Below are 23,836 nucleotides of genomic sequence, written 5' to 3'. Positions count from 1 at the left end.
CCGAAGAGGGTAGATTATGATGATTTGATGGCAGGGGGCTGCGCCGTGCGGTCCCGGATCTGCAGCGCTTCATGAAGCCCGGCCAGTTCATGCTGCAGCACAGGGATGGAGCTGAGCGCTGGGATGTTCGCCGGCTTAGGCGTGAGCTGCCGCTCGGCAGCCTGGGCCATCTGTTCAAAGAACAGGCTGCAGTCCGACGCTTCATCCGGTGCGGCATGGCGTTGAGCGTTCCCGGCCGCTGTGATCAGCGCGTAACCGATGTGCTGCACCGCATCCAGCGCAGGCCACCAGGAGCTGGCCTGATTCCGCCGGCCCACCGACTCGGCCAGCGCACCGTCATAAAGCAGGCGCAGCCGGATAAGAGAAGTTTCCAGCTCGTTCGTCCATGTGGTAACCCTACTTGAGGGGGAGGAGGACAGGATGCTCTCCAGCAATTTGCCTTCCATCCGGATGACGCCTGCGAGCGCCCGCGGCAGCTTGCTGGAAGAGGCGCGTCTCCAGAGGAGAAGCATGCCGATGATGCCGATGGCGCTCCCGATCAGAATATCGGTCAACCGGGCCGAGATGAAGAAGCTTACCGCCATATCCGGATGGCTGCTCTCTGCGATCAGCAGCGAGCTCGGCGTGATGAAGATGACGGCCAGGGCGTAATTGCGCAAGTAAATCAGTTCGATAATAAATTGAAGAACAGCCATGATCAATGCGATATAAATGCCCTCGGGCCGCAGCGACAGAATAAAGGCGCCGAGAAGCAGCCCGACGACGGTGCCTGCCGTCCGCTGGATGGCCCTGTGAGCCGTGCCGAGCACCGTCGTACCGAGCATCACCGCCGTGCAAGAAAGCGGCACCCAGTAGGACCGGTTCAAATCCAGCGAGTAGGCGACCGCAGCAGCGACGGCAATCATGATGCCGTACCGAAGCGAGGTATGGAGCAGCGCCGAGTGCGGATTCAGAGCGCCGGATAAGAGACGGCGCAAGGAAAAAGAGGGAGGAAGGGTCACTTCCTCCGCCGTTCCGCGGCCTGCATCTTCCCCCAGGCAGATGGCGGCCGCCTCGTTCAGCAGCCCGGACATGCGCCGGACATGCCCGTTCGGGATGTCCGCAGCCGCCTTGGGCTGCAGCATCTCCTGCTGCGGATGCTGCAAGCGATCCGCAATCGAGAGAAGGGACGCCGCCGTCCCTTCCGGCACCTTCGCCGCCTGGCGGTCCAGCGAGATTTCGACGGCCGCCATAAACATCTCATTGGCCTTCCGGGTCAATGCCATCAGGCGCAGCGTCGGCCCGTAATTCCGGCGCCAGCGCAGCTCCCCGCCGGACACGGCAGCGTCGGCTGCTCGAAGCTGAACGGCCGCCTGGTATCTTTTCTCCGGGTACAAATCGGTTCCGATCGCATCCACAAAGGCGGCCAGGCTCCGGTAAGCCCCGGCGACCGCTTTGGTCTCCGGCCCATGAGGACGAAGCAGCCAACCGCTCATTCCCACCATCCAGGCAAAGGCTCCGCCGGTCAGCACGAGCAGGGTTCGCAGCGGCAGGGCGTTAAGATCGTACGGCAGACTCGTTCCGACCGAGAAGGTCAGAATGAAGAACATGGCCGACGGTCCGGCCATTTGAAATGCGCCGAAGCCGAATACGGCAAGGGCTCCGATCAAGCCAAACAGCAGCACCATCAGCCAAGGGGTTGCCGCCGAGAGCGACCCAAGACCAAAGGTAAGCGACAGGCCCAGGGCCACACAGGCCAGCTTGATCGCCCGCTGCCGGTACGTCTCGCTGCCCACGTACAGAAAAGCAAAGCCCCCGATTGAAGCGCACAGCCCGTAATCAAGATGCCCGGTCAGCGCGCCGATTAGCGTAGGCACACCTGCCGCAACGGCCGAGCCGATCCCCCGGAACCACTGCAGCGGCATCCGCCGAATGCGGAACGCGTCCCGGACGGTTCCGGGAGCCGGGCCCTTGTGAACCGCTCGTACCCCCGGATAAGTATGCATCGTATTCAATTCGCATCATCTCTTTCTCTTAGATTCCATATTTATTCGCACCCATTCAATGCGGTACGTTCTATCTTTTCATCTGTACCGTTTCATCACTGCTCAGCCTCATATTCATCAACGAACGGACCGCTCGCTCCGATATTCCGGTTGATTCGCTTCAGCATCTCGCTGAACAGGGCCAGCTCCGCCTCGGGAATGCCGGCGAGCACCTCTTCCCGGTACAGCCGGTTGATCCGCCCGACCAGCTCCCCATGCAGCTTCCTACCCTCTTCCGTGATATAGATCAAGAACGACCGCCGGTCCTCTTCATTTCGGCTGCGGCGCACGAGATGTTTACGTTCCAGGATGTCCAGAATCTTCGTCAAGTTCGCCTGGTCTTTATCGGCAATCCATGCGAGGTCCTTCTGCGTAATGCCGTCCTGCTCACTGAGCCGCTTAATGACCGTCCATTGTTCCGGGGTAATATCGTCATCCTTTAAATGTAACGCCATGTACCGGTTCAGCGCGCGGCTGGTTCTGGAAACAAATTGCCCGTACAGATCCTCGTAGTCTCCCTTGTTCACGGCCGGATCGTCCCTTCTCTTGTGCATGTTCTTCTTTTCACTTTACAGCCAAAAATGTTTTTTGTAAATAATATTTGTAAACACATAATTAACATACAAACTATTTATTCAATCGCATCCCTTCCCCTACATCATGCGCAGTACAGGTGTAAGGGGATACATCCGGTTTTCAAAAAAATGTACGCCATACGCCAAAAAGCAGCCATTCTACCCGAATGACTGCCATGCTATGTATTTCTATTCTCTTTCCAGTTGGTTCAAAATCAGCCTGGCCGCCCCGATCGCTCCTGCCTGGTTGCCGAGCTGTGCCGGGCGGACATCGATCCCCGGACTTAAGCTGGAGAGACATTCATCAAGCAGCGGCCACCAGATTTCCCGTGAATCGGTCAAGCCTCCGCCAATGACGATCACACCGGGGTTGAGGCCGATATGAATATTGTGCAGCAGCACACCTAAATTTCGGACGTATTCGTTGACAACCTTCACAACAGCCGGAAGCCCTCGCTTAAAGTCCCCCAGCACCTCAACCCCTGACGGATAGGATACGCCTGCAGCCTCAGCCGCAAGGGAAACCAGCGCCGTCCCAGACAGATATTGCTCCACGCAGCCCCGCTGGCCGCAGTTGCATGGCCGGCCCCCGGGTATGAGAATGGTATGTCCCCATTCTCCCCCGTTCCAGCCAGCCCCCCTGAACAGTTCAGTGCCCACCATATTTGCCCCGCCTACGCCAGTGCCCAGGGTAAGCATGGTGATGTCGGGAATCCCCTTGCCAGCGCCCAGCCAAGCCTCTCCGACGAGGGCTGTGTTGGCGTCGTTATCGACAAAGACCGGCCGGCCGTATGCCTGCTCCAAGATCGCCTTCAGCTCAGTTCCCTGCCAGCCCGGCAAATTGTCGGTCGCATACACAATCCTTCCGGTATGGACGTCGACCCGGCCGGCGGTGCCGATACCGATGCCGGTCACATCCCCGTTTCTTTCCAGCAGCTCACGCAGAAGCGAATGCATGTTGGCCATAATCCGGTCTTTCCCCTGTTTCGCATCGGTCGCGATTTTACCGAGGTCGAGCACCTGTCCGTTCCTATCGAGCACCATGCCCTTGATGGAAGTTCCCCCAATATCCAGGCCAATTGCTTTCATGTATCGCACATCCCTTCGGTTCTGCTCAGATGCCTCCATTATAGCAATTTTCAGATATTTTCTCCATAAACATGTTTATAAAAGGAGAAATAGTTCAGCACTACAATCGTACCTGCACCCCATCAACAGTACCGTTTGAAATGGATATTCTCGTACTTCATTCTCAGCCGGTCCCGGAGCGCAATCAGCTCGTTTTCAGTCATGGGCTCCAGCTTCTCCCTCGTATAATCCAGCCCATGCTCCTCCGCTATATCCAATATCCCCCGAATATATAGTTCCCGGTAATCTTTCATCCCCGGCCCGCCTCCTTTGAAGTTTATCCCCTACTTCATACACTACCCCTCTGTTCTGTGATCAAACAGCAACCTCTGCCGCCTGCACCTGGTCGCGTATAACTGTATCGCAATTGGATAGAATACCCACGAGGTGTGATTTATGGACATATTTGCAAAAATTAAGCATTTTTTTGTAGCCGGGGAACAAGAGAAAACAACAGTCAAAGAGCCGGAAAAAAATGAGCACCCTTCGCTGGAGCACACGATCCGGCAGTTCGAAAACTCGATGGATTTTATACACCGAACCTACCCGCATTGCAAAGTGGATGTCATCTATTTGGCTTTTCTCGTCGGCAATGACCAGCTGCTGCAGGAAATCATCCAGCCTTTTACCGATGCGGACGAAGAACAAGTCAAAACCGTCCTTAGCCGTTCCCAATATGTCGTCGTCGTAGACAGCAAAGAGTGCATCAACGGCATACTAAACGGCAAGGCAGCTGTTTTCTTCCGAGACAGCACTTATTTGGTCGATATCGCCAAACCGGCCGGCCGCAGCATTGAACAATCCGAGACCGAAACGGTCATCTCCGGGCCCCATGACGGCTTCGTGGAGAATATTGGACAGAACCTCGGTGTCCTGCGCCAAAGGCTGAAGAGCTCCCATTTAAAGTTCATTAAACTGGAGGTCGGGGAGGTCACCAAGAACGTCGTCGTCATCGCTTATATAGAAGGGCTCGCCAATCAGGAAATTGTCGACGAGCTGATCAGGCGGATCCAAAGGATTGAATATAACGCCGTTACCGATTCCAATATGCTGATACAGTTCATCGATGAGAATCCCAACTCCATCTTTCCGCAATTTATGACGACCGAGCGTCCGGATGCAATCGTGTCCAAGCTGGTCGCCGGGCGGGTCGCCGGATTTGTGGATGGCAGTCCATCGGGCTTTACCTGCCCGACCGCCTTCTTCGATTTCTTCTCATCGCCGGACGACTACTACCAGCGGTGGCTGATTGGCACGGCACTGCGTGTTTTACGGTTTATCGGATTCCTGATTACGATTTCCTTCACCGCATTCTATGTATCGGTCACGACCTACCATTACGAAATGATTCCGCACACGATGCTGCTCAATTTGACAGAATCCCGGGCCAAGGTCCCGTTTCCTCCGCTGCTCGAAGCACTGCTCATGGAAACGACGATCGAGCTGCTGCGGGAAGCCGGCGCCCGGCTGCCGACGAAGGTCGGACAGACCATCGGCATCGTCGGCGGTATCGTCATCGGGCAGGCCGCGGTTCAGGCAGGATTTACGAGCAATATCCTGATCATTGCCGTGGCGACATCAGCGATCGCTTCCTTCGTCATCCCGAGTTACATCATGAGTGCATCGATCCGTCTCATCCGGTTCGGGCTGATCATCATGGCCGGTATTCTGGGGAACCTTGGTCTGCTAATGGCCATCGGCATGGTCGTGATCCATTTGGCGGGAGTCACGAACATGGGGACCTCTTATCTCACACCCCTGGCCCCAATCAACTTTAAGGACATGCTGGACACTTATATCCGGGGGCCGTTTTGGGCTTTGCGCAGTCGGCCGACGATAGTGAGAACACCCAACAAGAAAATCAACAAAATGCGGAAATAGCGGCGGTGATGGACTGTGAACGAGAAATTAAGCGCTTTTCATATTGCGACCTTGATCTATATGATCGAGAACAACATCGTCCTGTTCGCCCTGCCGCGGCTGGTAGCGGAGAATATGGGAACCAACGGCTGGGTGGGATACATCTTTCTTGCCTTGGTATCCACCGGCAATATTTTGCTGTATTTGGTCGTCTATCGCATGGGGAAGGGACGGTCCATGTTCGACATTCTGGAGAAATCCCTGTCCAAATGGATTCTCTACCCGGTATATGCAGGATTGGCCGTCTTTTATATCATGATCGCTTCCTTTGTCGGAAAAAACTTCTTTCTGATCTTCCAGATGATTTCGTTCCAGACATCCAATGTAATGTTTATCTTTTTGCTGTTCTGTATTATGGTGTATTTCCTGCTCATCAAGCCTGTTTACAGCATCGGCAAAGCAGCCACGGTGTTTGCATTTATGACTTGGTGGACCTTATTGCTGACGTCCTACCAGGCGCGCGAGTGGAAGCTTGTCCGCCTCACGTCTTATTTTTTTGAGGATCCTGCCGGGGGGCAGGTTCTTCACAATTGGGCCGAGGTGTATACCTCCTTTATTGGCTATGAGCTGTGCATCTTTCTATTCCCTTATGTCAACAAAAAGAGCAAATTGTTCAAGGGGGTTCTGTACGGTCATCTGCTGACTGCACTGGCTCAGGTGATCGTCCTGCTGACGGCGTTTGGCTTCTTCAGCTTTCAGCAGCTTCAATCCCTGCTGTACCCGATCATCGATATGCTGGATTTTATTGAGATGCCGTTTATTAACCGGGTGGAAAACCTGGTGTTTGTCATTTTCGTATTCGGCAATCTGATATCGACCACGATGTTTTCGTTCGCGTCCCTGTCCATGGTCAAGCGGATCTTTCCCAAGACCCGCCCCAAGCGCCTCGAGTTTTTGATCGTGCTCGGGGTATTTATCGTCGGGTTCTATTCCAAGTACTTGTCCCAATCGGAATATCAGCTCAGGCGTGTGCTTTTCACGGAGATCGGGATTGCCTTTATCCTGCCTATGCTGCTGATCCTGGTGCTCCTGTTTCAAAAGCTTCGGGAAAGGATGAACAGCCATGAGCATTAACAAGCGCCTGCTGATGACGCTGACTGCCGTTATGCTGATGCTTACGGGATGCACCGACCAACATATTATCGAAAGGGCAGGTTTCGTCCGGACACTCGCCTATGACTTATCCGGGGAAGGAGAAAATACAAAATTAAGGGTAACCGCCAGCATCCCGAAGTCCAACCACGACGACGCGATTGTCTACTCCAGCTTGGCGGAGTCAGGAAAAAAAGCCAAGATGATCTTTGACCGGCAGAACAACCGCCGCTTGGTCAACGGTCAGCTGCGGCAGGTCATTTTCGGCGAGAGGCTGGCAAGAAGAGGCGTTTGGAGCAATATGGACACGCTGACCCGGGACCCTTCCATCGGCTCGCGCCTGCATATTATCGTGGCGGAATCCGACCCGCATCACATCTTGATCCGCAACGATTATCCCCAAGGTCCCACCGCCGGGGAATATATCGACACGCTGATCCGGACCGAAGCCAAGGCCGGTGAAATTCCGGACACCACCCTGTATACATTCACCAGGGACTATTACGATGACGGTATTGATCCCGTCGCCACGATCTTAAAGGAAGAGAAGGAGGCCCTTTCTGTTGACGGCATCGCCCTGTTCAAAAACGATCAATATGTCGGGAAAATCGACGCGGATGACCGGATGTTCTTCGCCCTGCTCCATCACGGGGTCCGTGCCGGCGATTTAAACGTCAGCATTCAAACGGATCGGAACGCGGAAGAGCAGGCGACGCTAGAGTACCTGTCCAGCAAGCGGAGGATCAAGGTGCTCTCGACCCGGGACATCCGCGAGGGCAGGCCGATTCAGGTCGCCCTCCGTATCAGGCTGTCGGGCTCGCTGCTGGAGTATATCGGAGCGCTCGACATGAAGAAGCGGACCGATCAGCGAAAGCTGGAGGCGGAGCTGGAAAAAACCATTAACCGGAAGTGCCAGAAGCTGATCGACCACATGCAGGAGAAAAAATCCGACCCGATGGGGATCGGACAGTATGTCCGTAACTCGATTCCCCACAGCGTATGGAAGCAGCTGAAGTGGGAAGAAGTGTTTTCCAAAGCGGATATCAGCGTTCACGTCGACGTCAAAATCCGGGATTACGGTAAAATGCTGCACTAATGCGGGCTGATCCCGCAGTGCTTGTGTCGAATTCGTGAGAACGCACCAAAAAACCGCCCGAACGAAACTGCACCTCCTGTGTAGAAACAATCTACCACTGAGGATGCAGTTTAAACGCTCGGTGCGGTTTTTCCGTCTGTCTGCATGGTCCGGCTGCCTAGTCCTCGTAACTGGCCAATCCCTGGTCCATCAAGAAATCCATTTCCGCCTCCAGAATAGCTTCAATAGTCATCTCGTCCAGCTTGATATCGCGGCGGCTCAGCACATAATCGACCAAATCGTCCATGTCGATCTCCACCTCGCCTTTCACATCGGCCTTGGCGTTGTTAATATAGGCTTCCTCATGCTTCAGGACGAGCGTAATGCTGTCCCGGTCGGCTTGGGTCTCCTCGGCAATATATGAAATCAGCTCTTGTTGTTTGAGCGGCTTGTTCATGGGCGAAATCATCTCCAATCTTTGTTTGACTAGAGCCATTGTACCACAACTTCCTCCGATCTCCATGGGCAACGCCCGGCGTGAAAAACCCTCTTCTCATTTCGGCCCGTTGTTGTAGAATAGAATGGCATCCCTATGGAATCAAGGAAACCATTGGGGAAGTCAAACGATGAATTCAACAGTTCCCTAAATCGGGACCGTTCGGAAAGGAAATGTTGGACGAGAATGAAGCAGGTGTACGACAAAGTGTTTAACCGCTACTGGAGCCCTTATTTGGCCATGGCGCTGGCCGGTATTTTAAGCGCCGTGTATTTTGGTATCACCGGCACGGTCTGGGCCGTCACCGGGGAGTTTACCCGTCTGGGCGGACATCTTCTGGAATGGTGCGGCGTGGATATTTCGGACTGGGCTTACTTTCAGCTGATCCATATGAACGGAACCACGTTCACCCGGACCGACGGATGGATCGTCTGGGGCATGTTCATCGGCGCGCTGATCATGATTCTGCTCAGCAACAGCTTCAAAATCAGGGTGCCGCGACAGAAACGCCGGCTGCTTCAGGGGCTGGCCGGAGGTTTTGTCGCCGGCTTCGGGGCACGGCTTGCCCTCGGCTGCAATCTGGCGGCCTTTTTCACGGGTGTGCCGCAGTTTTCCCTTCACTCCTGGATTTTTATTGCCGCTACCGCAATCGGTACATACCTCGGGACCAAGCTGGTGAATACCTCCTGGTGGAAGGGGAAGCCCACCCTTCTGAAGGGTAATGCCGCCGCGCCTTCCGCGGCCCGCAAGAAGATCCAGCCCTACGTCGGTGCCGTTCTGGCGCTCGCGTATGCGGCTCTGATCGTCTATTTCTATGCGGCAGGCAAAACGATGCTGGGCACGGCTGCTTTGTTCGGGGCCGCCTTCGGCATTCTGATTGAACGGGGACAGATTTGCTTTACGTCCGCATTCCGCGATCTCTGGATCAGCGGACGGGCAGCCATGACGAAGGCGATCTTCGTCGGAATGGCCGTCAGCTCCGTTGCCACGCTGATCATTATTCTGGTAAACGGAATGGATCCGATTACGAAGATCGCCGCGCCGAGCACGCTGATCGGCGGCATCCTGTTCGGCATCGGCATCGTCATGGCCGGTGGCTGCGAAACCGGCATGATGTACCGTCTGATGGAAGGCCAGGTGGTATTCCTGCCTGTATTCATCGGCAACATTGCGGGAGCCACCGCTTTGGCATACGCCTGGGACCACCTCGGCATTTTCAATGCCATCGTGAAGCCAGGCAAACCGATCAACCTCATTACGGCGATGGGACCGGCCGGTGCGATCATTCTGACGCTGGCTCTGCTGGCGGTCGGTTTTGGCATTGCCGTGTACTGGCAAAAAAACTACCGGTTTGGCATCGGCTTTAAGAAAGGGGAAACGAAACATGTCCATTGATTTTACGCTCGATCTCCGCGGGGAGTCCTGCCCGTATCCGGTCATTTACACGCTGGAAACGCTGCGTGATCTGAAGAAAGGCCAGCTGCTGCAGGTCATTACCGACTGCCCTTCTTCCTTCCGTAACGTTCCGGAGGAAGTCGTGAAGCACGGATATGTGCTGGAAAAGGATCCCGTCCGGAACGGGCAGGAGTTTTTGTTCTATATCCGCGCGTAAGCCGCGGCATACGTTGAAGACCAAAAAAAAGGATTAGAGCGATAACCGCTCTAATCCTTTTTTACATAACAGACAAGGAACAGCGCCAAGAGAGTCCCCGTCACGCCCGCGATGACCGCAGTAACGCCGGCGGCCTCCGGCCGTTCCCTGACTTGATCATAGCGTATGAAATGCATACCAGATCAAGATGTTTTTTCGTCGCGCCCATTTTTAGGCTTGCGGATCGCTGACTTTTACTAACATTTTACCGAGATTCGTACCCTGGAACAGCTGCAGGAACGCGTCGATCACATGGTCAAAGCCCTCGACGATCGTTTCTTCGTATTTCAGCTTGCCTTCGGCCAGCCACTGTCCCAGCTGCTGCATGCCCTCAGCTTGGCGGGAGGCATAATCGCTCAGCACAAAACCTTTGATCATCGATCGGGTCTTGATCAGCTTGGACAGAATTCTCGGGCCGACATCCTCCGTGCTGTTGTAGGACGAAATCGCGCCGCACAGCGGAATCCGCGCATAGTCGTTCAGCAGGTTCATGACCGCATCGGATATGCTGCCGCCGACATTGTCAAAATACACGTCGACCCCGTTCGGACATGCCGCTGCCAGCTCTTCTTGGAAATTGTCAGCTTTATAGTTCACCGCCGCATCAAAGCCGAGCTCGCGGGTCAGGTACTCGCATTTCTCATCCGTACCGGCGATGCCGACGACGCGGGTGCCCTGGATCTTGGCGATCTGGCCCACGAACATGCCGACGGAGCCGGCGGCTCCTGAGACGACGACGGTTTCCCCTGCCTTCGGCTTGCCGATATCCAGCAGACCGAAATAGGCCGTCAATCCGGTCAGACCCAGCACGCTCAAGTAAGCGGACAACGGCGCGATCGACGGATCGAGCTTGCGGACGCTGCCGGCATCGACCGTGTTATACAGCCGCCAGCCCAGCATGCCGATCACCTTGTCCCCTGGCTGCAGGGCATCGGACTTCGATTCCACCACTTCGCCGACGATCCCGCCGGAAATGGCCTCATTCAGCTTGAACGGCTCCACATACGACTTCGCGTCGCTCATTCTTCCCCGCATATACGGGTCAACCGACAGATACAGTGTGCGGATGACGGCTTGACCTTCCTGCGGCTCTTGGACGCTCCCTTCGCGGAACTCAAAGTTTTCGGGTCCCGGCATGCCCACCGGGCGCGATTGTAACAGAATCGAACGGTTCATCAATGGTTGTACCATACAATATTCACATCTCCATCATTTAGAATTGGGATCAAAAGGCGATGACTACACGGCCTCAAAACCATCCAGTATTAATAGGATAGTTTTAAAACTTTCAAATTACAAAGAATAAAGAGGGGTCTCCCGCCCAATCATAGACTGTCCAGGAAACCCGGCAAAAATGCGTTAAACGTATCCTCTCTAAGCTGCCCGTATTTATTCTGGCCCCTCCGGTAAATGTGGATCAAATCGGCCTCATACAAAATCTTGAGATGATAAGACACGTTGGATTTGTCCATCCCAAGCGATTCGCCGACCTCACCGCATGTTTTGTGTTCCGGATGCCGAACCAGATACCGGATCATTTCGATCCGCTTCACTTCCGACAGCGCCTTGAAAATTTTGGCCCGCTTCTCATCGTCTTTTGACGTTAGTTTGATAGTCATGCAACTATCCTACTCCTTTGCCTTCGGCAGAGTCAAGCAGCCAAATTGTTACATCCCCTATTCCGCTGTCTGCTCTTTCTCGGTCGTAACAACGACCCCATCGATATTATCCCCGGAAATTTCATAGTTTGCAGAAGCAGGCTTATCAATTTTTCCCATATCGGCCGACGGGTAATAAGCGATTTCGTAGGTCTTGCCCTCCACCGTCTCCGTGATCTTCCCCTGCGTCTTTAGATAGTCCAGATATTCTTCCAGCGCCATATTCTTCTCATACATCACGGCGCTGTGCGGCAGGCCGACATACCGGAAGTGCCACGGTTCATATTGGATGCCGGTAATGCTGATTTTGTCTTCGGGATAACGCAAAATAAAGCCGTACTTCCAGGCGTTCTCCTTCAGCCATTTGCCTTCCGGCGCCTTATCCATCTCCTTCAGACTGGAACCGATATCCATGGAGAGCCCCAAATTATGCTCGCTGGCACCGGCCGGAAGGGCGTACTCGGAGCCTTTTTCCTTATACAGCTCCTCCTGCTTGTCAAAATCGCGGTAGCCGCTGCTGATGAGAAAATGATCCACGCCGTCCTTCCTGGCCGCGTCCACCATAGTCATAAAATGGCGTGCCAAATCCTCGGACAGCATAATATGCGCGTCCAGCAGGCTGTATCCTTCCATCAGGTCTTTATGATCAAACAGATTGACAACATCTTTCTTTACCGCATCCCCGGAAACGGGATGATCCTTGTTGACCAGCAGCAGGTTGCCCAGATGCACCTGATTCGAGTTGACGTCCAAATACGGACTCTCTTCCTTGGAAGGGGATCCTTCTTCCGGCTTCGCCGAAGCTCCGCCCTGCTTGGCGGCTTCCTGTTCCGTTTCTGTCTTAACATGCTTTGTGCCCGAGCCGCCGATCTGATGCTGTACGCTTCTAAAGCCCACCAGCACCAGGATGACGATGACTGCGAGCATGAAAAACCACTTTCTCATTTCATCGTGTCCTCCTTCAATGCCTGTGTAATATAATAGAGGATCGCTTGGGAAATGAATAGGGGAAATTATGACTATTTCGCGGATTCGCCAACAATGTAAGGTGCCAGGGGCGTCCGGGAGACCGCCTTGACGATCGCCCAGGACAGCAGGATAGACAGCGCTCCGCCGGCCCATACAAGCAAATGATATGAGGACGGTCCGGTCTGCTGCACATATTCCCGCCACAGGAGCAGGAAGAATGGATGCAGCAGGTAAATGCCGTAGGAATACGCCCCGAGCGAAAACAGCGTCTTGTACAGCGGGCTTCCTTGACGGAATTTCCGCGCCAGCTGCAGCAGGAATAAGCAGGCCAGTGAGAAATACAAACCTTCGGACAGCTTGTTCATGTACGATAGATACGGCTGCGGAACCCAGTGCGGAGCGGCGGTTTGCAGCCATTTCTGCCCAATATACACGGCTGCAGCCGCTATAAACGCTGCGGACATCCAGACCGCGCCTGAGCCAAACGCTTGTCGGGCGCCCTCCTCCCTCATCTTTTTGGCAGCATAAGCCCCCAGGTATAAATACAGCATATACGATCCGATAAACGTACCGATTTCGTCCATATGCCATACATAATAGTTCAGCAAATAGACGGCCAGCTGGACGGCGATCCCGAAAACGAGCGGATGGCGTTTCAGCACCGGAATTTTCTGCAGCAGCATAAACAGCGGAAACAGCAGGTAGAACTGCGCGATAATGATCATGAAGTATAAATGCTCGTAATTGTTTCCCAGCGGCAGGTTGCTCCAGAATCGATGCCAGCCCTGCTCCAGCGAGAGCCCGTGAGCGTACGTGTAATAGGCCGCATAAAAAAAGGACCAGAACAGATACGGAACCACGACTTTCTTGATCCGCTTTTTATAAAAAGAAAGCCAGCTCAGCTGCCTCCCGTCGTAATGATAGAACAGCAGGAGCGCGCTCAGGAACAGAAATCCCGGAACGGCGAAATTACAGCCGACGTTTACGATATAGTAAAGCGGGTATAACGTTGAACCGGTCGGCAGCTTCGTGACCGAAAACGAAGTCGTATGAATGGCGACCACCGCGATGATCAGTATGCCCCTCAGCAGCTCCAGATAGGTTATCCTCTCTCTTTTTCCCACAATGTCCACCCCAGATGTCAGGATTCAGCCTTATAGAGGTCATTACCCATATGGTGGGGGCGGTTACCAAGGTATTTTCTAGGGGGCGAAAAGCAAAAGGCCCGCGGGATGACTCCCGGGGCCTTAAACTGCTGTGTTAACCCACTGTTCTACAGATGCTGAAGCTTATCGGGGTTTCTGACGATAAACAGATCACGAATCCGGTCACCTTCCACATGGAGAAGCATGGCGCCTTCGACCCCCTCCTGAGACCGGAACACAATCCCAGGCTGGCCGTTCAGTGAGACATGCTCAATCTGGATGTCTCCGTCAGCGGCCGAAAATTTGCGATACACACCCAGCGCAAAGCGGGCGACGAAGATCGGCGACACGATCGGATGAACCGCCGCGGACGCCTTGCCGCCCCCGTCGGACGTGATGACGACGTCCTTCGAGAGCAGAGACAGCACGGAATCCATGCTGCCCTGCTCCAGAGCCGACAGAAACCGGTGGACCCACTCTTCGTCCGCAGCTTCCGGCTGAATCGGCATCTCGGGATCGAACCCCATTTTGGCACGGGCCCGGCTGAACAGCTTGCGGCAGTATACCTCCGTTTTCTCGACGAGTTCCGCAATGTCCGGATATTCAAAGCCCAGCGCCTCCCGAAGGATAAAGACGGCGCGCTCCAGCGGGGACAGCCGCTCCAGCAGCACCAGCATCGCGTAGGACAGCAGCTCCCCGCGAACCACGGTTTCGGCGGTATCCTCCGCCGACGTCTCGATCGGCTCGGGCAGCCATGGCCCGAAGTACTGCTCCCGCTGCCTCTGGGTGGATTTCAGCATATCCAGGCAGCGGTTCGAAACCATTTTGCACAGGTAGGATTTCGGTTCTTTCAGCTGTGCCAGGTCCCGGTCCGCCAGCTTCACGAAAACGTCCTGCACCGCATCCTCCGCATCGGACACGGAGCCCATCATTTGATAAGCGATCGAAAACAGCAGCGGACGGTAATTCTCATACAGTTCCCTCATGGATTGCTCACCTTTCCTACTGGCATGGCGTTGCTCACTTGAGCAGACTCGCATGATCCCAGGTGAATTTCCGAATATTCCAGCCGAGTCTCCCTTGTATGATCATATCGAGTCCCCACTGCCGGGTCCAGACCATTCCTTTGGCCGGACCAAGGCCGAAGCAGAAAACATCCATGTACCCTTTATGGACAGGTGCAGGACGGCCCTCGACATCCGCCGCTACGACCTGGCCGAGCCTGGCTGCCTGAGCGCCGGCTTCCTTGCAGGTCATACTGTCTGCCCGGCCCGTCTCCGGATCGACGATCTGCGCGCAATCTCCAATGCTGTAGACGCCGGGTTTGCCCTCCACCCGATAGCTCGCATCGACAACTACTTTTCCTTCCGCAGTAACCGGGAAGCCCATGCTGGAAAGCCTTGGATTCGGCACGATGCCAAGCGTCCATACGCACAGCCCTGCGGAAATTTCGCTCCCGTCCGAAAGGGCGATCACCCCGCCGCGTTCCCGGATGACCTTGCGTCCGTGCAGTGTAGTGACCCCCTCATCGGCTAGCAGCCGCTCCAGCTTGCGGGACACCTTCGCCGGACCCTGCGCAAAAAGCCGCTCCGCTGCATTGACCAGATACACCCGGATATCTGCGGGATGAAGACCCATACCTTCGGCATCGGCACGAATGGCATGAGCCAGTTCGGCTGAGGTTTCAATGCCGCTGATGCCCCCTCCGGCCACGGCAAACGTCAGCAGCTTGGCGCGTTCCTCCGCACTGGCGCCGGCCGCTTCTCGAAGATTCTGCTTCCACATCCGGCGGATCTGTTCAGCCGCTTCTGGCGAGGTCAGCGCGATACCGCCCTGATCCGGCTGTGGGCGCCGGACCATGCTCCCCGCCGCCATCACCAGGATGTCATATCCAAGGCGTGCGTCCCCGCCCTCACTGCGGCTGTAGATCAGCTGCCTGGCGTCAAAATCCACGCGTGTGACCTCCCCCTGAACGAGTTCTACGCCTTCCCCTTCCGGGAACAATCGTCTCAAGGGGACGGCAATATCCTCCTGCAGAGCCGCCGGCTTGAACAGCAGCACCTTGCGAAGGTGATAAGGATCCTTGTTGATCAGGATGAGCCTGAGTTCCCGGCCAGCCCCATTAAGCGATTTTTGCAAAGCTTTGACCGCATTGATTCCGGCGTAGCCGCCGCCGACCACGACGCATGTTAACTTTTCCATAACGTCCACTCCCCGCTTTGGTTTTGCATATATCACGAGGAAGGGGAAGCATTTGTGACACGGAAAGCAGAAAAAAATGAAAAAAGCGGCACAGACCAAAAAGAAACCTCCCGCCTTCGGGAGGTCTCATCGGCTTCTATGATCCGGCTTCCTGTAATCTATGACTGGGCGCCGGGATTCATTCCGCAAGACGCCTCGCCTGCAGTATTCACGCATTCCGCCTGTCCCGCAGCCTCTGCGCTTCCTGGCTTCGAGCGCTCCAGCATCACGCTGCCCGCGGCTAAGGCGATGCCAATGGCCACAATCACGGCCGAAGCCAGCGGCAGTCCGGACAGCCCCAGCCTGCTCTCCGCCACATACCCGCCGATAAAGGCGCCAAGCGCATTGCCGAGATTAAAGGCAGAGATGTTCAGGGTGGAGGCCAAATCCTGCGCCGAGCCGGACCGCCGCAGCACCTGGACGTTCAGCGGAGTGACCATCGCATACGCGGCCGCTCCCCACACAAACACCGTAATGAGTGCGGGAACGACCGAAGTGCTCGTGAAATAAAAGGCGATCATCACTGCCAGCAGCAGCCCCATACTGCCCAAGAGAGCCGCATGGAGATGCCGGTCGGCCAGCTTGCCTCCAGCGGCATTCCCGATCACCGACGCCAGCCCAAACAGTAGCAGCACGATTGAAATGCGCTCCTCCGGCAGCCCCGTGATCTCCTGCAGGATCGGGGAGATATACGTAAAGGCCAAAAAGACGCCGCCAAATCCGAATACTGTCGTGAAAAGGGCCAGTACCGGGCCCGTACGCGCGACCTGCCCGAGCTGCCGGCGGATCTGAGGCCGTGTAACCTGCGGCATGTCTGGAATCTTCCACAGGATGCCCGCTCCGACGAGCAGCGTAATGATGACCAGCATCCAAAACGGAAAGCGCCAGCCGAACTGCTGTCCGAGCAGCGTGCCCAGCGGCCCGCCGATGACCGTCGCAATCGTCAGCCCCGACCCGGCTAGAGATATGGCCGCGCCTTCCCGTCCCGGAGCCGCCAGCTGGCCTGCCATGACGACGGCGGCACCGAAGAAGGCCCCCTGGGCCACGGCGCTGACGACGCGGGAGGCGATCAGCAGTCCGAATGAAGGCGCGACAGCGCTGAGCAGGCTCCCTGCCCCGAACAGAGCCAGCATGTATAGGAGCAGGCGTTTGCGGGGGACCCGGACTGTGGCGACCGTCAGCAGCGGTCCTCCCGCGACAACCCCGAGCGCATAGGCGGTGACGAGCCAGCCTGCCGTTTGAACGGTGACCTGGTACTGCCGCCCGATGTCCGGCAGCAGACCCATCGGGAGCAGCTCTGACGTACTGATCACAAAAATGCCCACCGCCAGCAGGAGGACCTGCAGGATACCGGACGGAACCCGTCTTCTTTCCCTCATGCCTGTCCCCCCTTTGCCCCGGGAGCTCCGCCCGGTCTGTCCACGATCGGCATCTGCAACTCGGACAACACCGGGCTGGCCGGCTGGTCCGGCAGTTCCCAGTAAATCTCCCGGCTCGGTTCCTGCTCCGAAATGCCGTATCCCTGTTCCTCAAGCCAACCAGCCAGCTTGGCCGTGACCTCATAGGAACCCGCTAGGCCTGCGGAATGGGCTATACAAGCAAGCCGGGCGCCTTTCAGCTCCCTAACCCGGATCCGGCCTTGGTCCGGGAGGGGGCCTGCAACCGGAACGCCTACCTCCAGGTCAACGGCGTCTTCGCATTCGGCGCAGCTGTGCCACAGAACGATCACCCTCTGGTCCAGAGCGCCCTTGTACAGCGTATTGACGGCCTGCCGCAGCTCCCTGATCAGCCCCGGAACCTTCGATTTGGAGGTGACTTCCCGAATGGAGGCGATCCATTCAGGGCCGGTCTTCCTCACGACGACATCCAGGGGCGGCTCACCATCCTCACTCCGTTCCAGCTCACCCAGTCTGGCCCCGAGCCGGTTCAGGCGGGCCTGCTCCTCCCTCAGCATCTCGGTAATTTCGGCCGATTTATGAAGAAGCATCGCCCGCATCTGTTCCGTGCCCAAGGCTCCGTCCAGCAGCGGAATCATCTGCTCCAAGGTGAACCCCAGGTCCTTAAACACCAGAATCCGGTGAACCCGCTTCAGCTGGTCTGCCGTATAGAATCGGTATCCCGTATCCGGATCGGTATAAGACGGCTTCAACAGCCCGATCTGGTCGTAATAGCGAAGCGCTTTGGCCGATACCTGGCTAATTTTCGAAAATTCCGTAATTTTGAACATTTCCCAGCCTCCTCTCCGCTCCAGTATAAAGCTTTCCCTTAAGTGGAAAGTCAACCCCTGTGCCAGCGTCCATCGTTCCAGGAATCCATAAGCTTTTCGAAATCCAAGGCGAATGTCCATACCTTTCATGACAAAAAGAATACGATAAAAAATCAACGGTCACCACACCATGCGCTGCTGTCTAAGTTACTTTCTAACGGAGGGAGACCCACCCATGTCACATCTACTGAGTCAAAGGGAAATCCGCAGCATTTCCCGGCGTTTCCGTCTGCAAACCCTTCGCTCCACGCCTATCTCATCGTTTTACCGGAAAAACGCCGTGATCCAGATCCAGACGAATCTGGGCACGTTTGCATTAAAGCCGTATAACCGGAATCCCCACCTTCGCTCAGGTCTGGCTGCCCAAATCAAATCAGCCGCAAAGTATGTTCGTCTGTTAATGAACAACGACTATGGCTTTATGCCGGACTGGCTTCCTGCCGACTCGGGAAAGCTGTGGGTCATGCGCCAGGGGCAGCCATATTATATGACGGAGTGGATTCATGGACGGCCGATGGGGACGGAGCAGGATTGTGAGCAGCTGGGCCATGCCTTGGCAAAGCTTCACACCCTCCGCTGCGGGCTGCCGTCCACACCGAAATCGGCTACGTTAGAGCAAGTTCGGCTGTGGAAAGTCAAGGATCGTTATCTGCGGAAAAACTTGGTTCAAGCAGCTTCCGCGAATCCGGCGCTCCGAAGAGCCGTCAGGCAATATGGCGCGGCTTGGAAACGCTTCTCCGATGAGGCATGGTCCGAAATCCGCCATCCGGATATTTCGCGGCTTTGCACCCAGGAAAAGGCGAATCCCGCCTTAATTCACGGCGATATCACGCCGCCGAATGTCATTATCGCAAATGACGAGCGTCTTCATATTATAGACTGGGATTTTATCAGAGTCGGCTCCACCTATGCGGATACGGCCAAGACGATCATGAATACGACCGGGTTTAATACCGCATTCATTGAGGCTTTTCTTAGGGGATACGAAGGGATCCGGCCCTTAAGCCCACCGGAGCGAAAATTGGTCACGGCATTATACGGCTTGCCGCGGGAAGCCTGGTATGTCGTCCGGTTCCCACGGAGCAACAGAAGCGCCGAGATGCTGAAGACCATGGACCAGACCTGGATGCTCAGGCGTCAGGCGATGGAATACATGAGCAGGTGGGCAAATCTATAACCAAGGGGTGATGTTTGTGACGGACTTCAGGACCGGCATTGAAGAAACCTACGGCATGAGAATCCGTGAAATCAGACGGGTGAAGGACGTGTTCCGAATTCGGACTCCTCTGGGTACTTACTGCTTGAAGGGCTACGATGTTCAAGTGGAAGAAGTCTTCTATATAGCCCGGGTCTTTGCCTGCCTGGACGAACGGGGATTTACCCGCAGTCCAAAAGTATACCCTACAACCGCGCTTTCACCGGTCATGACCCATCAGGGCTCGGTGTACATGCTGACGAATTGGGTGCACGGAAGGCAGCCGGATTTTGGGTCAGCAGCGGACTTGAGGAAAGGTCTGCGTGCGCTGGCCAGGTTTCACGCTGCCGCCGAAGGCTTTCCAGCAGGGGAGGCCCCCGCCTCTAGGATACGTTATTTCGACTTGGAGAAAGATGTCTCGGATTATAAGGACCTGCTTGGATACTACGAAAATACACGCCACTTAGTCCCTCCTTGCGAAGAAGTGATCAGCCGGCTGCGAGAGCCCGCCGTTCTTGCGGCGATGACAGCGGAGCAGCAGGCATCTGCTTATATCCATGGAGATTATAATTATCCCAACTTGATTAAAGACAAGCGGGGAAAGCTGCATCTGATTGACTTTGAAAACAGCTCACAGCATGTGCGAATGAAGGACTTAGCCCACATTCTCCACCGCAATTTCACCTGGAACGCGGGCGGAATGCTGCGCGCCGTCGAATACTACCAGCGGCACCGGCAGCTTAGCGCTCCGGATCTCTCCCTACTGCATGCACTGCTGTCTGCACCGTATCCCGTCGTCCGAAGTATCAAAATCGGCGGGATCCAGTCTGCCGCACGGGTCATCCCTTCTACAGACCGATTCTTGCAATATCAAAAAGAGCTGGGCGCATTGCTCGCTTCCTCCTGAATGTCCCGGCCGTATTTACCCTTCATCCATCGGGAAAGCGCCCCCCGCTACACTTATTGGAAGGGAGGGAGTCTGTGGCAATGCCTCAGTCCGCCCCAGGCTCCGGATGATAGCGGTATGCCTCCAAGTCAATCCGTCCCTCGGCATCGACCTCTACCCCCTCGCCCTTCAAATACAGAATCTGCAGCATGCGCGACTCCTCCTCCACAAGGGCGATCTCGCCTTTCGCGTTGACGACCCGGTGCCAGGGAAGACGGTGCTTCCTGCCCAAGGAATGAAGAATGCGCACGACCTGCCTTGCCGCTCTCCGGCTCCCCGCCAGCTCGGCGATTTGCCCGTAGGTCATCACGCGGCCCTCCGGTATATTTTGAATAATGTGGATGACGTTCATCGTAAAAGGCGTCATTGGCTTCTCCAACCTCCAAAACGGGATTCATGCTTAAAGCGGTCGATAATATACTGATATGCCGGCCGCTTCCGGCTCTCCGACCAAATCCAGCCAAAGTTGACCGGCTCCTGGACGAAGCCTTCAACATCCAGCATGACGAGGTTGTCGCGGAGTGGTCCGCCTAAGCTGTAAAAGGAATAATCATGCCCCACCGTCACGGCGAGACCCTCCTGCAATGCGCTCTGCACGGCTCCGCCGTTATTGGTCTTGAACAGGACCTGCACCGGTCCGAACTGGCGGGTAAATTCCTTGATGTATGCTTCGACATAATCGTCCTTATACAGCGCAAACCACTGCCCGCGGACTTCCTCAGGCGTCAGCGATTTGCGGGCGGCGAGCGGAGAGATGCGCGGTACAGCAATCATCAATTTGCCCGTATACACCGCTTCGAACGCAAGACCCTCCTGATGCAGCATGCTTTCCGGCAGACCTACAAAGCCAAGGTCCACCAGATCATGCCGGATATCGCTGATGATCTCCTTGGAACCCTTCTCCGATATTTCAAATTGAAGCCCGGGATGCTCACTGCGCAGCAGGGAAATCACTTTGACCAGCGCGGCCATTTCAGCGGGCATCGTGGCCAGCCGCAGCTCGCCGTTCAGCATTTGGGTCCGGTGCTCCGCTTCCAGCCGAATCTCCTGGATCATTCTGGCCGCTTCCGTCATCTTCTTGATGAGGCTCTGGCCCTCGGCCGTCGGAAACGTGCCCAGCCGGGAGCGCTTAAACAGCTTCAGACCCAGCTCATGCTCCAGGCTCGTGATCGCCTGGCTGACCGCCGATTGGGTAATATGCAGATTTCCCGCTGCCTCCGCAAGCGAGTTCACGCGGGCAACCTCCACCACATAAAACAGCTGATCGATATTCAACGAGCATATCTCCTTCTTTATATAAGTCTAGCTTAAGTTAAGGTAACCACAATTAAATTTATTTAAACATAATCCGAGAGTACAATAAAGGGGTAAGGTCCCTTTGCCCGGCTTATGGCAAGGGAGAATCCCATCATCCACTTCTTGGACAAGGAGAGATATAGATATGAAAGCAGCCGTTTGGCATGGAACGAAAGACGTAAGAATCGAAAACGTCGAGGAACCCGTCGTGAATCCCGGACAAGTGAAGGTCAAGGTGGAATGGACAGGCATCTGCGGCAGCGACCTGCATGCGTACCATCACGGTATCGGCGTACAGACCGGAGTGCCGCATCCGATTTCCGGAGAAATGGCACCGCTTACGCTGGGGCATGAATTCGCGGGTACGGTTGCCGAGGTCGGCGATGGCGTGACGAACGTCAACGTGGGCGACCGGGTCACGATTGAGCCGCTGATCTACTGCGGGGAATGCGAATACTGCCGCCAGGGCCGGTATAACCAGTGCGAACGCTTCGGGTTCGTCGGCCTGAACGCTAACGGCGGCTTTGCCGAATACGCCATCGTGCAGCCGTATATGGTGCATAAGCTGCCCGATCACGTGTCGCTGGAGGAAGGCGCGCTGGTGGAGCCCACCGCCGTTGCCTTCCACGCCGTGCGCAGCAGCCGCATGAAGGTCGGCGACAAGGTGGCCGTGTTCGGCGTCGGGCCGATTGGTCTCCTTACCATTCTGTCCGCCAAGGCCGCCGGCGCAGCCCAAATCATCGCGGTGGACGTCTCGGATGAGCGGCTGGCAAAGGCTCAGGAGATTGGTGCGACGGCGATCATTAACGGGGCCCGCCAGAACACCGAGGAGGAAATCCTCGCATTGACCGGCACCGGCGTGGACGTGGCCTTTGAAGCGGCTGGCGCCCAGCCGACGTTCACCAATGCCGTGAACACGGTCAAGAAGGGCGGCGAGGTTGTCGTGATCGCGGCGTTCGCCAAACCGGCCAGCATTGATCTGATGCAGCTGATGGTGAAGGAAGCGAGCGTTACCGCCATCCTGGCCTACCGCCACATTTTCCCTGAGATTATTTCATTGATCGCAAACGGTACACTGGACGTCAAGCAGGTGATCACGAAGAAAATTGCGCTGGACAACCTCATTGACGAGGGCTTCGAGCTGCTGATCCAGGACAAAAGCCAGGCTAAAATTTTGACCAAAATCCAGCCGTAACGGCAGGCCGGAAATCAACGATTGCTTTTCACTAGCACAACAATCAACAAGGCCACCTCTAAAGAGGCGGCCTTGTTTGGGCTGGAGCGATTATACAAATCGTTACTTCACCGGAATCCAAATTTCCGAATACAGGTCCGGACTGGAAGGATCCTCGTCTGTATAAACCTCCAGCTCGGCGGTGCCGGTATACTCGTACCCGCTGGACGGAAACCATTCGGAGAAAATCCGCTTCCAGGCGCTCTGCATCGCGTCCGGCATCGGGCCGCGCACTTCGAACACGGCCCATTTGGATGCCGGGATGTCCAGCTTCTCCAAGCCTTCCGGCACTTCCTGGTCGCATTCGGTCGCAATCCAGTAGTCCATCTCCTTCGATCTCACCGGGCCTTGATCGACGCATACGCCGAGCACACCCTTGATCTGACCGCTGTTCACGCGGAACAACAGGTCATTGACCCCGTTCTGATGAACCTCCTGCCACATCTTCGGAATCCCCTCGAGGTTCTGGCCATTTTCATAGGAAAAGGCCCGCTTGACTCCAACGACCTGGAACGCTTCTCTCTCCACAATATGATATTTCACCGGTTCGGCTCCTTTCAGACTCACCTGGATGACCAGGCGGTTATAAAATTGCAGCTTCCCGATCCCTTTCCGCGCTTCCGTCGGGGTAACGCCGTGCTGCTTGCGAAAAGCTTTCGAGAACGCCTCGGGAGTGTCGTACCCGTATTTGCAGGCAAGGTCGATAATTTTGGTATCCGTCCCCGTCAGCTCCTTCGCTGCGAGAGACAGCCGCCTGCGCCGAAGATAATCGCCGATCGTAAAGTCGGTCAGCAGCGTAAAGGTCCGCTGAAAGTGAAACGGCGACGAATGCGCCTGCTTCGCGATCTCCTCAATGGTAATGTCCTCGGAGAGGTGGTCCTCCATATAATCGATTGCCCGCTGCAGCGATTCTACCCATGCCATA

24 protein-coding genes are annotated in these 23,836 nt (G+C 55.7%); 8 read left to right on the top strand and 16 right to left on the bottom strand.

The genetic code is table 11. The features are described 5' to 3' along the window. Positions 1 to 14 precede the first annotated feature (14 nt). The 4 genes from IAE55_RS24490 to IAE55_RS24475 all read right to left on the bottom strand — a co-directional run bounded on the left by IAE55_RS24490 (position 15) and on the right by IAE55_RS24475 (position 3,981). Positions 15 to 1,985: an FUSC family protein gene (locus IAE55_RS24490; protein ID WP_234489841.1), complete on the bottom strand. Its 1,971-nt coding sequence runs from the start codon at positions 1,983 to 1,985 to the stop codon at positions 15 to 17. A gap of 95 nt (positions 1,986 to 2,080) precedes the next feature. Beyond that, positions 2,081 to 2,578, bottom strand: coding sequence for a MarR family winged helix-turn-helix transcriptional regulator (locus IAE55_RS24485; protein WP_200634140.1), 498 nt, complete (start codon positions 2,576 to 2,578; stop codon positions 2,081 to 2,083). Between the two features lie 210 nt (positions 2,579 to 2,788). Beyond that, complete coding sequence (locus tag IAE55_RS24480) at positions 2,789 to 3,688, bottom strand: ROK family protein (protein WP_200634139.1); 900 nt, start codon at positions 3,686 to 3,688, stop codon at positions 2,789 to 2,791. Between the two features lie 122 nt (positions 3,689 to 3,810). Further along, positions 3,811 to 3,981 (bottom strand): hypothetical protein, encoded by a 171-nt coding sequence (locus IAE55_RS24475; protein ID WP_200634138.1) that lies wholly within the window; start codon positions 3,979 to 3,981, stop codon positions 3,811 to 3,813. Positions 3,982 to 4,123: 142 nt separating this feature from the next. On the opposite strand from IAE55_RS24475, the gene IAE55_RS24470 reads away from it, so the two are divergent. From IAE55_RS24470 to IAE55_RS24460, 3 genes are read left to right on the top strand one after another with little or no spacing between them, the layout of a single operon-like run. Next, positions 4,124 to 5,608 (top strand): spore germination protein, encoded by a 1,485-nt coding sequence (locus IAE55_RS24470; protein WP_200634137.1) that lies wholly within the window; start codon positions 4,124 to 4,126, stop codon positions 5,606 to 5,608. Between the two features lie 15 nt (positions 5,609 to 5,623). Continuing rightward, the gene (locus tag IAE55_RS24465; protein ID WP_145162656.1) at positions 5,624 to 6,721 is read left to right on the top strand and encodes a GerAB/ArcD/ProY family transporter; all 1,098 of its coding nucleotides are present in this window, start codon (positions 5,624 to 5,626) and stop codon (positions 6,719 to 6,721) included. Next, positions 6,711 to 7,835 (top strand): Ger(x)C family spore germination protein, encoded by a 1,125-nt coding sequence (locus IAE55_RS24460; protein WP_145162654.1) that lies wholly within the window; start codon positions 6,711 to 6,713, stop codon positions 7,833 to 7,835. The genes IAE55_RS24465 and IAE55_RS24460 overlap by 11 nt, the downstream gene beginning before the upstream one ends. 157 nt (positions 7,836 to 7,992) lie before the next feature. Here IAE55_RS24460 and IAE55_RS24455 read toward each other — a convergent pair whose 3' ends face one another. Further along, entirely contained in the window at positions 7,993 to 8,310 is a 318-nt protein-coding gene (locus IAE55_RS24455) for a hypothetical protein (protein ID WP_374954745.1), read from the bottom strand. A 186-nt stretch (positions 8,311 to 8,496) separates the two neighbouring features. On the opposite strand from IAE55_RS24455, the gene yedE reads away from it, so the two are divergent. Then, positions 8,497 to 9,705, top strand: a complete 1,209-nt coding sequence (yedE, locus tag IAE55_RS24450; RefSeq protein WP_145948100.1) for a selenium metabolism membrane protein YedE/FdhT — start codon at positions 8,497 to 8,499, stop codon at positions 9,703 to 9,705. Then, on the top strand, positions 9,695 to 9,922 hold the full coding sequence (gene yedF / locus IAE55_RS24445; protein WP_105445487.1) for a sulfurtransferase-like selenium metabolism protein YedF: 228 nt from the start codon (positions 9,695 to 9,697) through the stop codon (positions 9,920 to 9,922). Before yedE ends, yedF begins: the two co-directional genes overlap by 11 nt. 210 nt (positions 9,923 to 10,132) lie before the next feature. On the opposite strand, the gene IAE55_RS24440 is transcribed toward yedF, so the two are convergent. From IAE55_RS24440 to IAE55_RS24405, 8 genes are all read right to left on the bottom strand, one after another. Beyond that, on the bottom strand, positions 10,133 to 11,152 hold the full coding sequence (locus IAE55_RS24440) for an NADP-dependent oxidoreductase (RefSeq protein WP_234489826.1): 1,020 nt from the start codon (positions 11,150 to 11,152) through the stop codon (positions 10,133 to 10,135). 134 nt (positions 11,153 to 11,286) lie between these two features. Continuing rightward, positions 11,287 to 11,580: an ArsR/SmtB family transcription factor gene (locus IAE55_RS24435; RefSeq protein ID WP_076172099.1), complete on the bottom strand. Its 294-nt coding sequence runs from the start codon at positions 11,578 to 11,580 to the stop codon at positions 11,287 to 11,289. A gap of 57 nt (positions 11,581 to 11,637) precedes the next feature. Next, entirely contained in the window at positions 11,638 to 12,564 is a 927-nt protein-coding gene (locus IAE55_RS24430; RefSeq protein WP_200634136.1) for a M15 family metallopeptidase, read from the bottom strand. A 74-nt stretch (positions 12,565 to 12,638) separates the two neighbouring features. Further along, positions 12,639 to 13,712 carry an acyltransferase gene (locus IAE55_RS24425; RefSeq protein WP_200634135.1) on the bottom strand — a complete coding sequence of 358 codons (1,074 nt, stop codon included), beginning with the start codon at positions 13,710 to 13,712 and terminating at the stop codon, positions 12,639 to 12,641. A gap of 149 nt (positions 13,713 to 13,861) precedes the next feature. Continuing rightward, a complete protein-coding gene (locus tag IAE55_RS24420; RefSeq protein ID WP_200634134.1) occupies positions 13,862 to 14,719 on the bottom strand; it encodes an RNA polymerase sigma-70 factor in 858 nt (285 codons plus the stop codon). A 34-nt stretch (positions 14,720 to 14,753) separates the two neighbouring features. Further along, positions 14,754 to 15,935, bottom strand: a complete 1,182-nt coding sequence (locus IAE55_RS24415) for an NAD(P)/FAD-dependent oxidoreductase (RefSeq protein WP_200634133.1) — start codon at positions 15,933 to 15,935, stop codon at positions 14,754 to 14,756. 158 nt (positions 15,936 to 16,093) lie between these two features. Next, positions 16,094 to 17,353 carry an MFS transporter gene (locus IAE55_RS24410; protein WP_200634132.1) on the bottom strand — a complete coding sequence of 420 codons (1,260 nt, stop codon included), beginning with the start codon at positions 17,351 to 17,353 and terminating at the stop codon, positions 16,094 to 16,096. Beyond that, a complete protein-coding gene (locus IAE55_RS24405; RefSeq protein ID WP_200634131.1) occupies positions 17,350 to 18,201 on the bottom strand; it encodes a MerR family transcriptional regulator in 852 nt (283 codons plus the stop codon). The genes IAE55_RS24410 and IAE55_RS24405 overlap by 4 nt, the downstream gene beginning before the upstream one ends. A gap of 214 nt (positions 18,202 to 18,415) precedes the next feature. Here IAE55_RS24405 and IAE55_RS24400 point away from each other — a divergent pair, with 214 nt between their 5' ends. After that, a complete protein-coding gene (locus tag IAE55_RS24400; protein ID WP_186382046.1) occupies positions 18,416 to 19,417 on the top strand; it encodes a phosphotransferase in 1,002 nt (333 codons plus the stop codon). A 16-nt stretch (positions 19,418 to 19,433) separates the two neighbouring features. Beyond that, a complete protein-coding gene (locus IAE55_RS24395) occupies positions 19,434 to 20,342 on the top strand; it encodes an aminoglycoside phosphotransferase family protein (protein ID WP_260986943.1) in 909 nt (302 codons plus the stop codon). Positions 20,343 to 20,427: 85 nt separating this feature from the next. Here the strand turns inward: IAE55_RS24395 and IAE55_RS24390 are convergent, their stop codons facing one another. After that, positions 20,428 to 20,748, bottom strand: coding sequence for an MGMT family protein (locus IAE55_RS24390; RefSeq protein ID WP_145027805.1), 321 nt, complete (start codon positions 20,746 to 20,748; stop codon positions 20,428 to 20,430). Further along, a complete protein-coding gene (locus tag IAE55_RS24385) occupies positions 20,745 to 21,656 on the bottom strand; it encodes a LysR family transcriptional regulator (protein ID WP_200634130.1) in 912 nt (303 codons plus the stop codon). Before IAE55_RS24385 ends, IAE55_RS24390 begins: the two co-directional genes overlap by 4 nt. A gap of 166 nt (positions 21,657 to 21,822) precedes the next feature. Here IAE55_RS24385 and IAE55_RS24380 point away from each other — a divergent pair, with 166 nt between their 5' ends. Beyond that, entirely contained in the window at positions 21,823 to 22,872 is a 1,050-nt protein-coding gene (locus tag IAE55_RS24380) for a 2,3-butanediol dehydrogenase (RefSeq protein ID WP_200634129.1), read from the top strand. Positions 22,873 to 22,974: 102 nt separating this feature from the next. Here the strand turns inward: IAE55_RS24380 and IAE55_RS24375 are convergent, their stop codons facing one another. After that, positions 22,975 to 23,835: an AraC family transcriptional regulator gene (locus IAE55_RS24375; protein WP_200634128.1), complete on the bottom strand. Its 861-nt coding sequence runs from the start codon at positions 23,833 to 23,835 to the stop codon at positions 22,975 to 22,977. Position 23,836: the final 1 nt, after the last annotated feature.

The organism is Paenibacillus sp. S28 (assembly GCF_016624415.1).
Taxonomy (GTDB): domain Bacteria; phylum Bacillota; class Bacilli; order Paenibacillales; family Paenibacillaceae; genus Paenibacillus_AQ; species Paenibacillus_AQ favisporus.
Note: the sequence above shows the minus strand (reverse complement) of the source record. Positions and strands in the feature narration are given on the sequence as shown.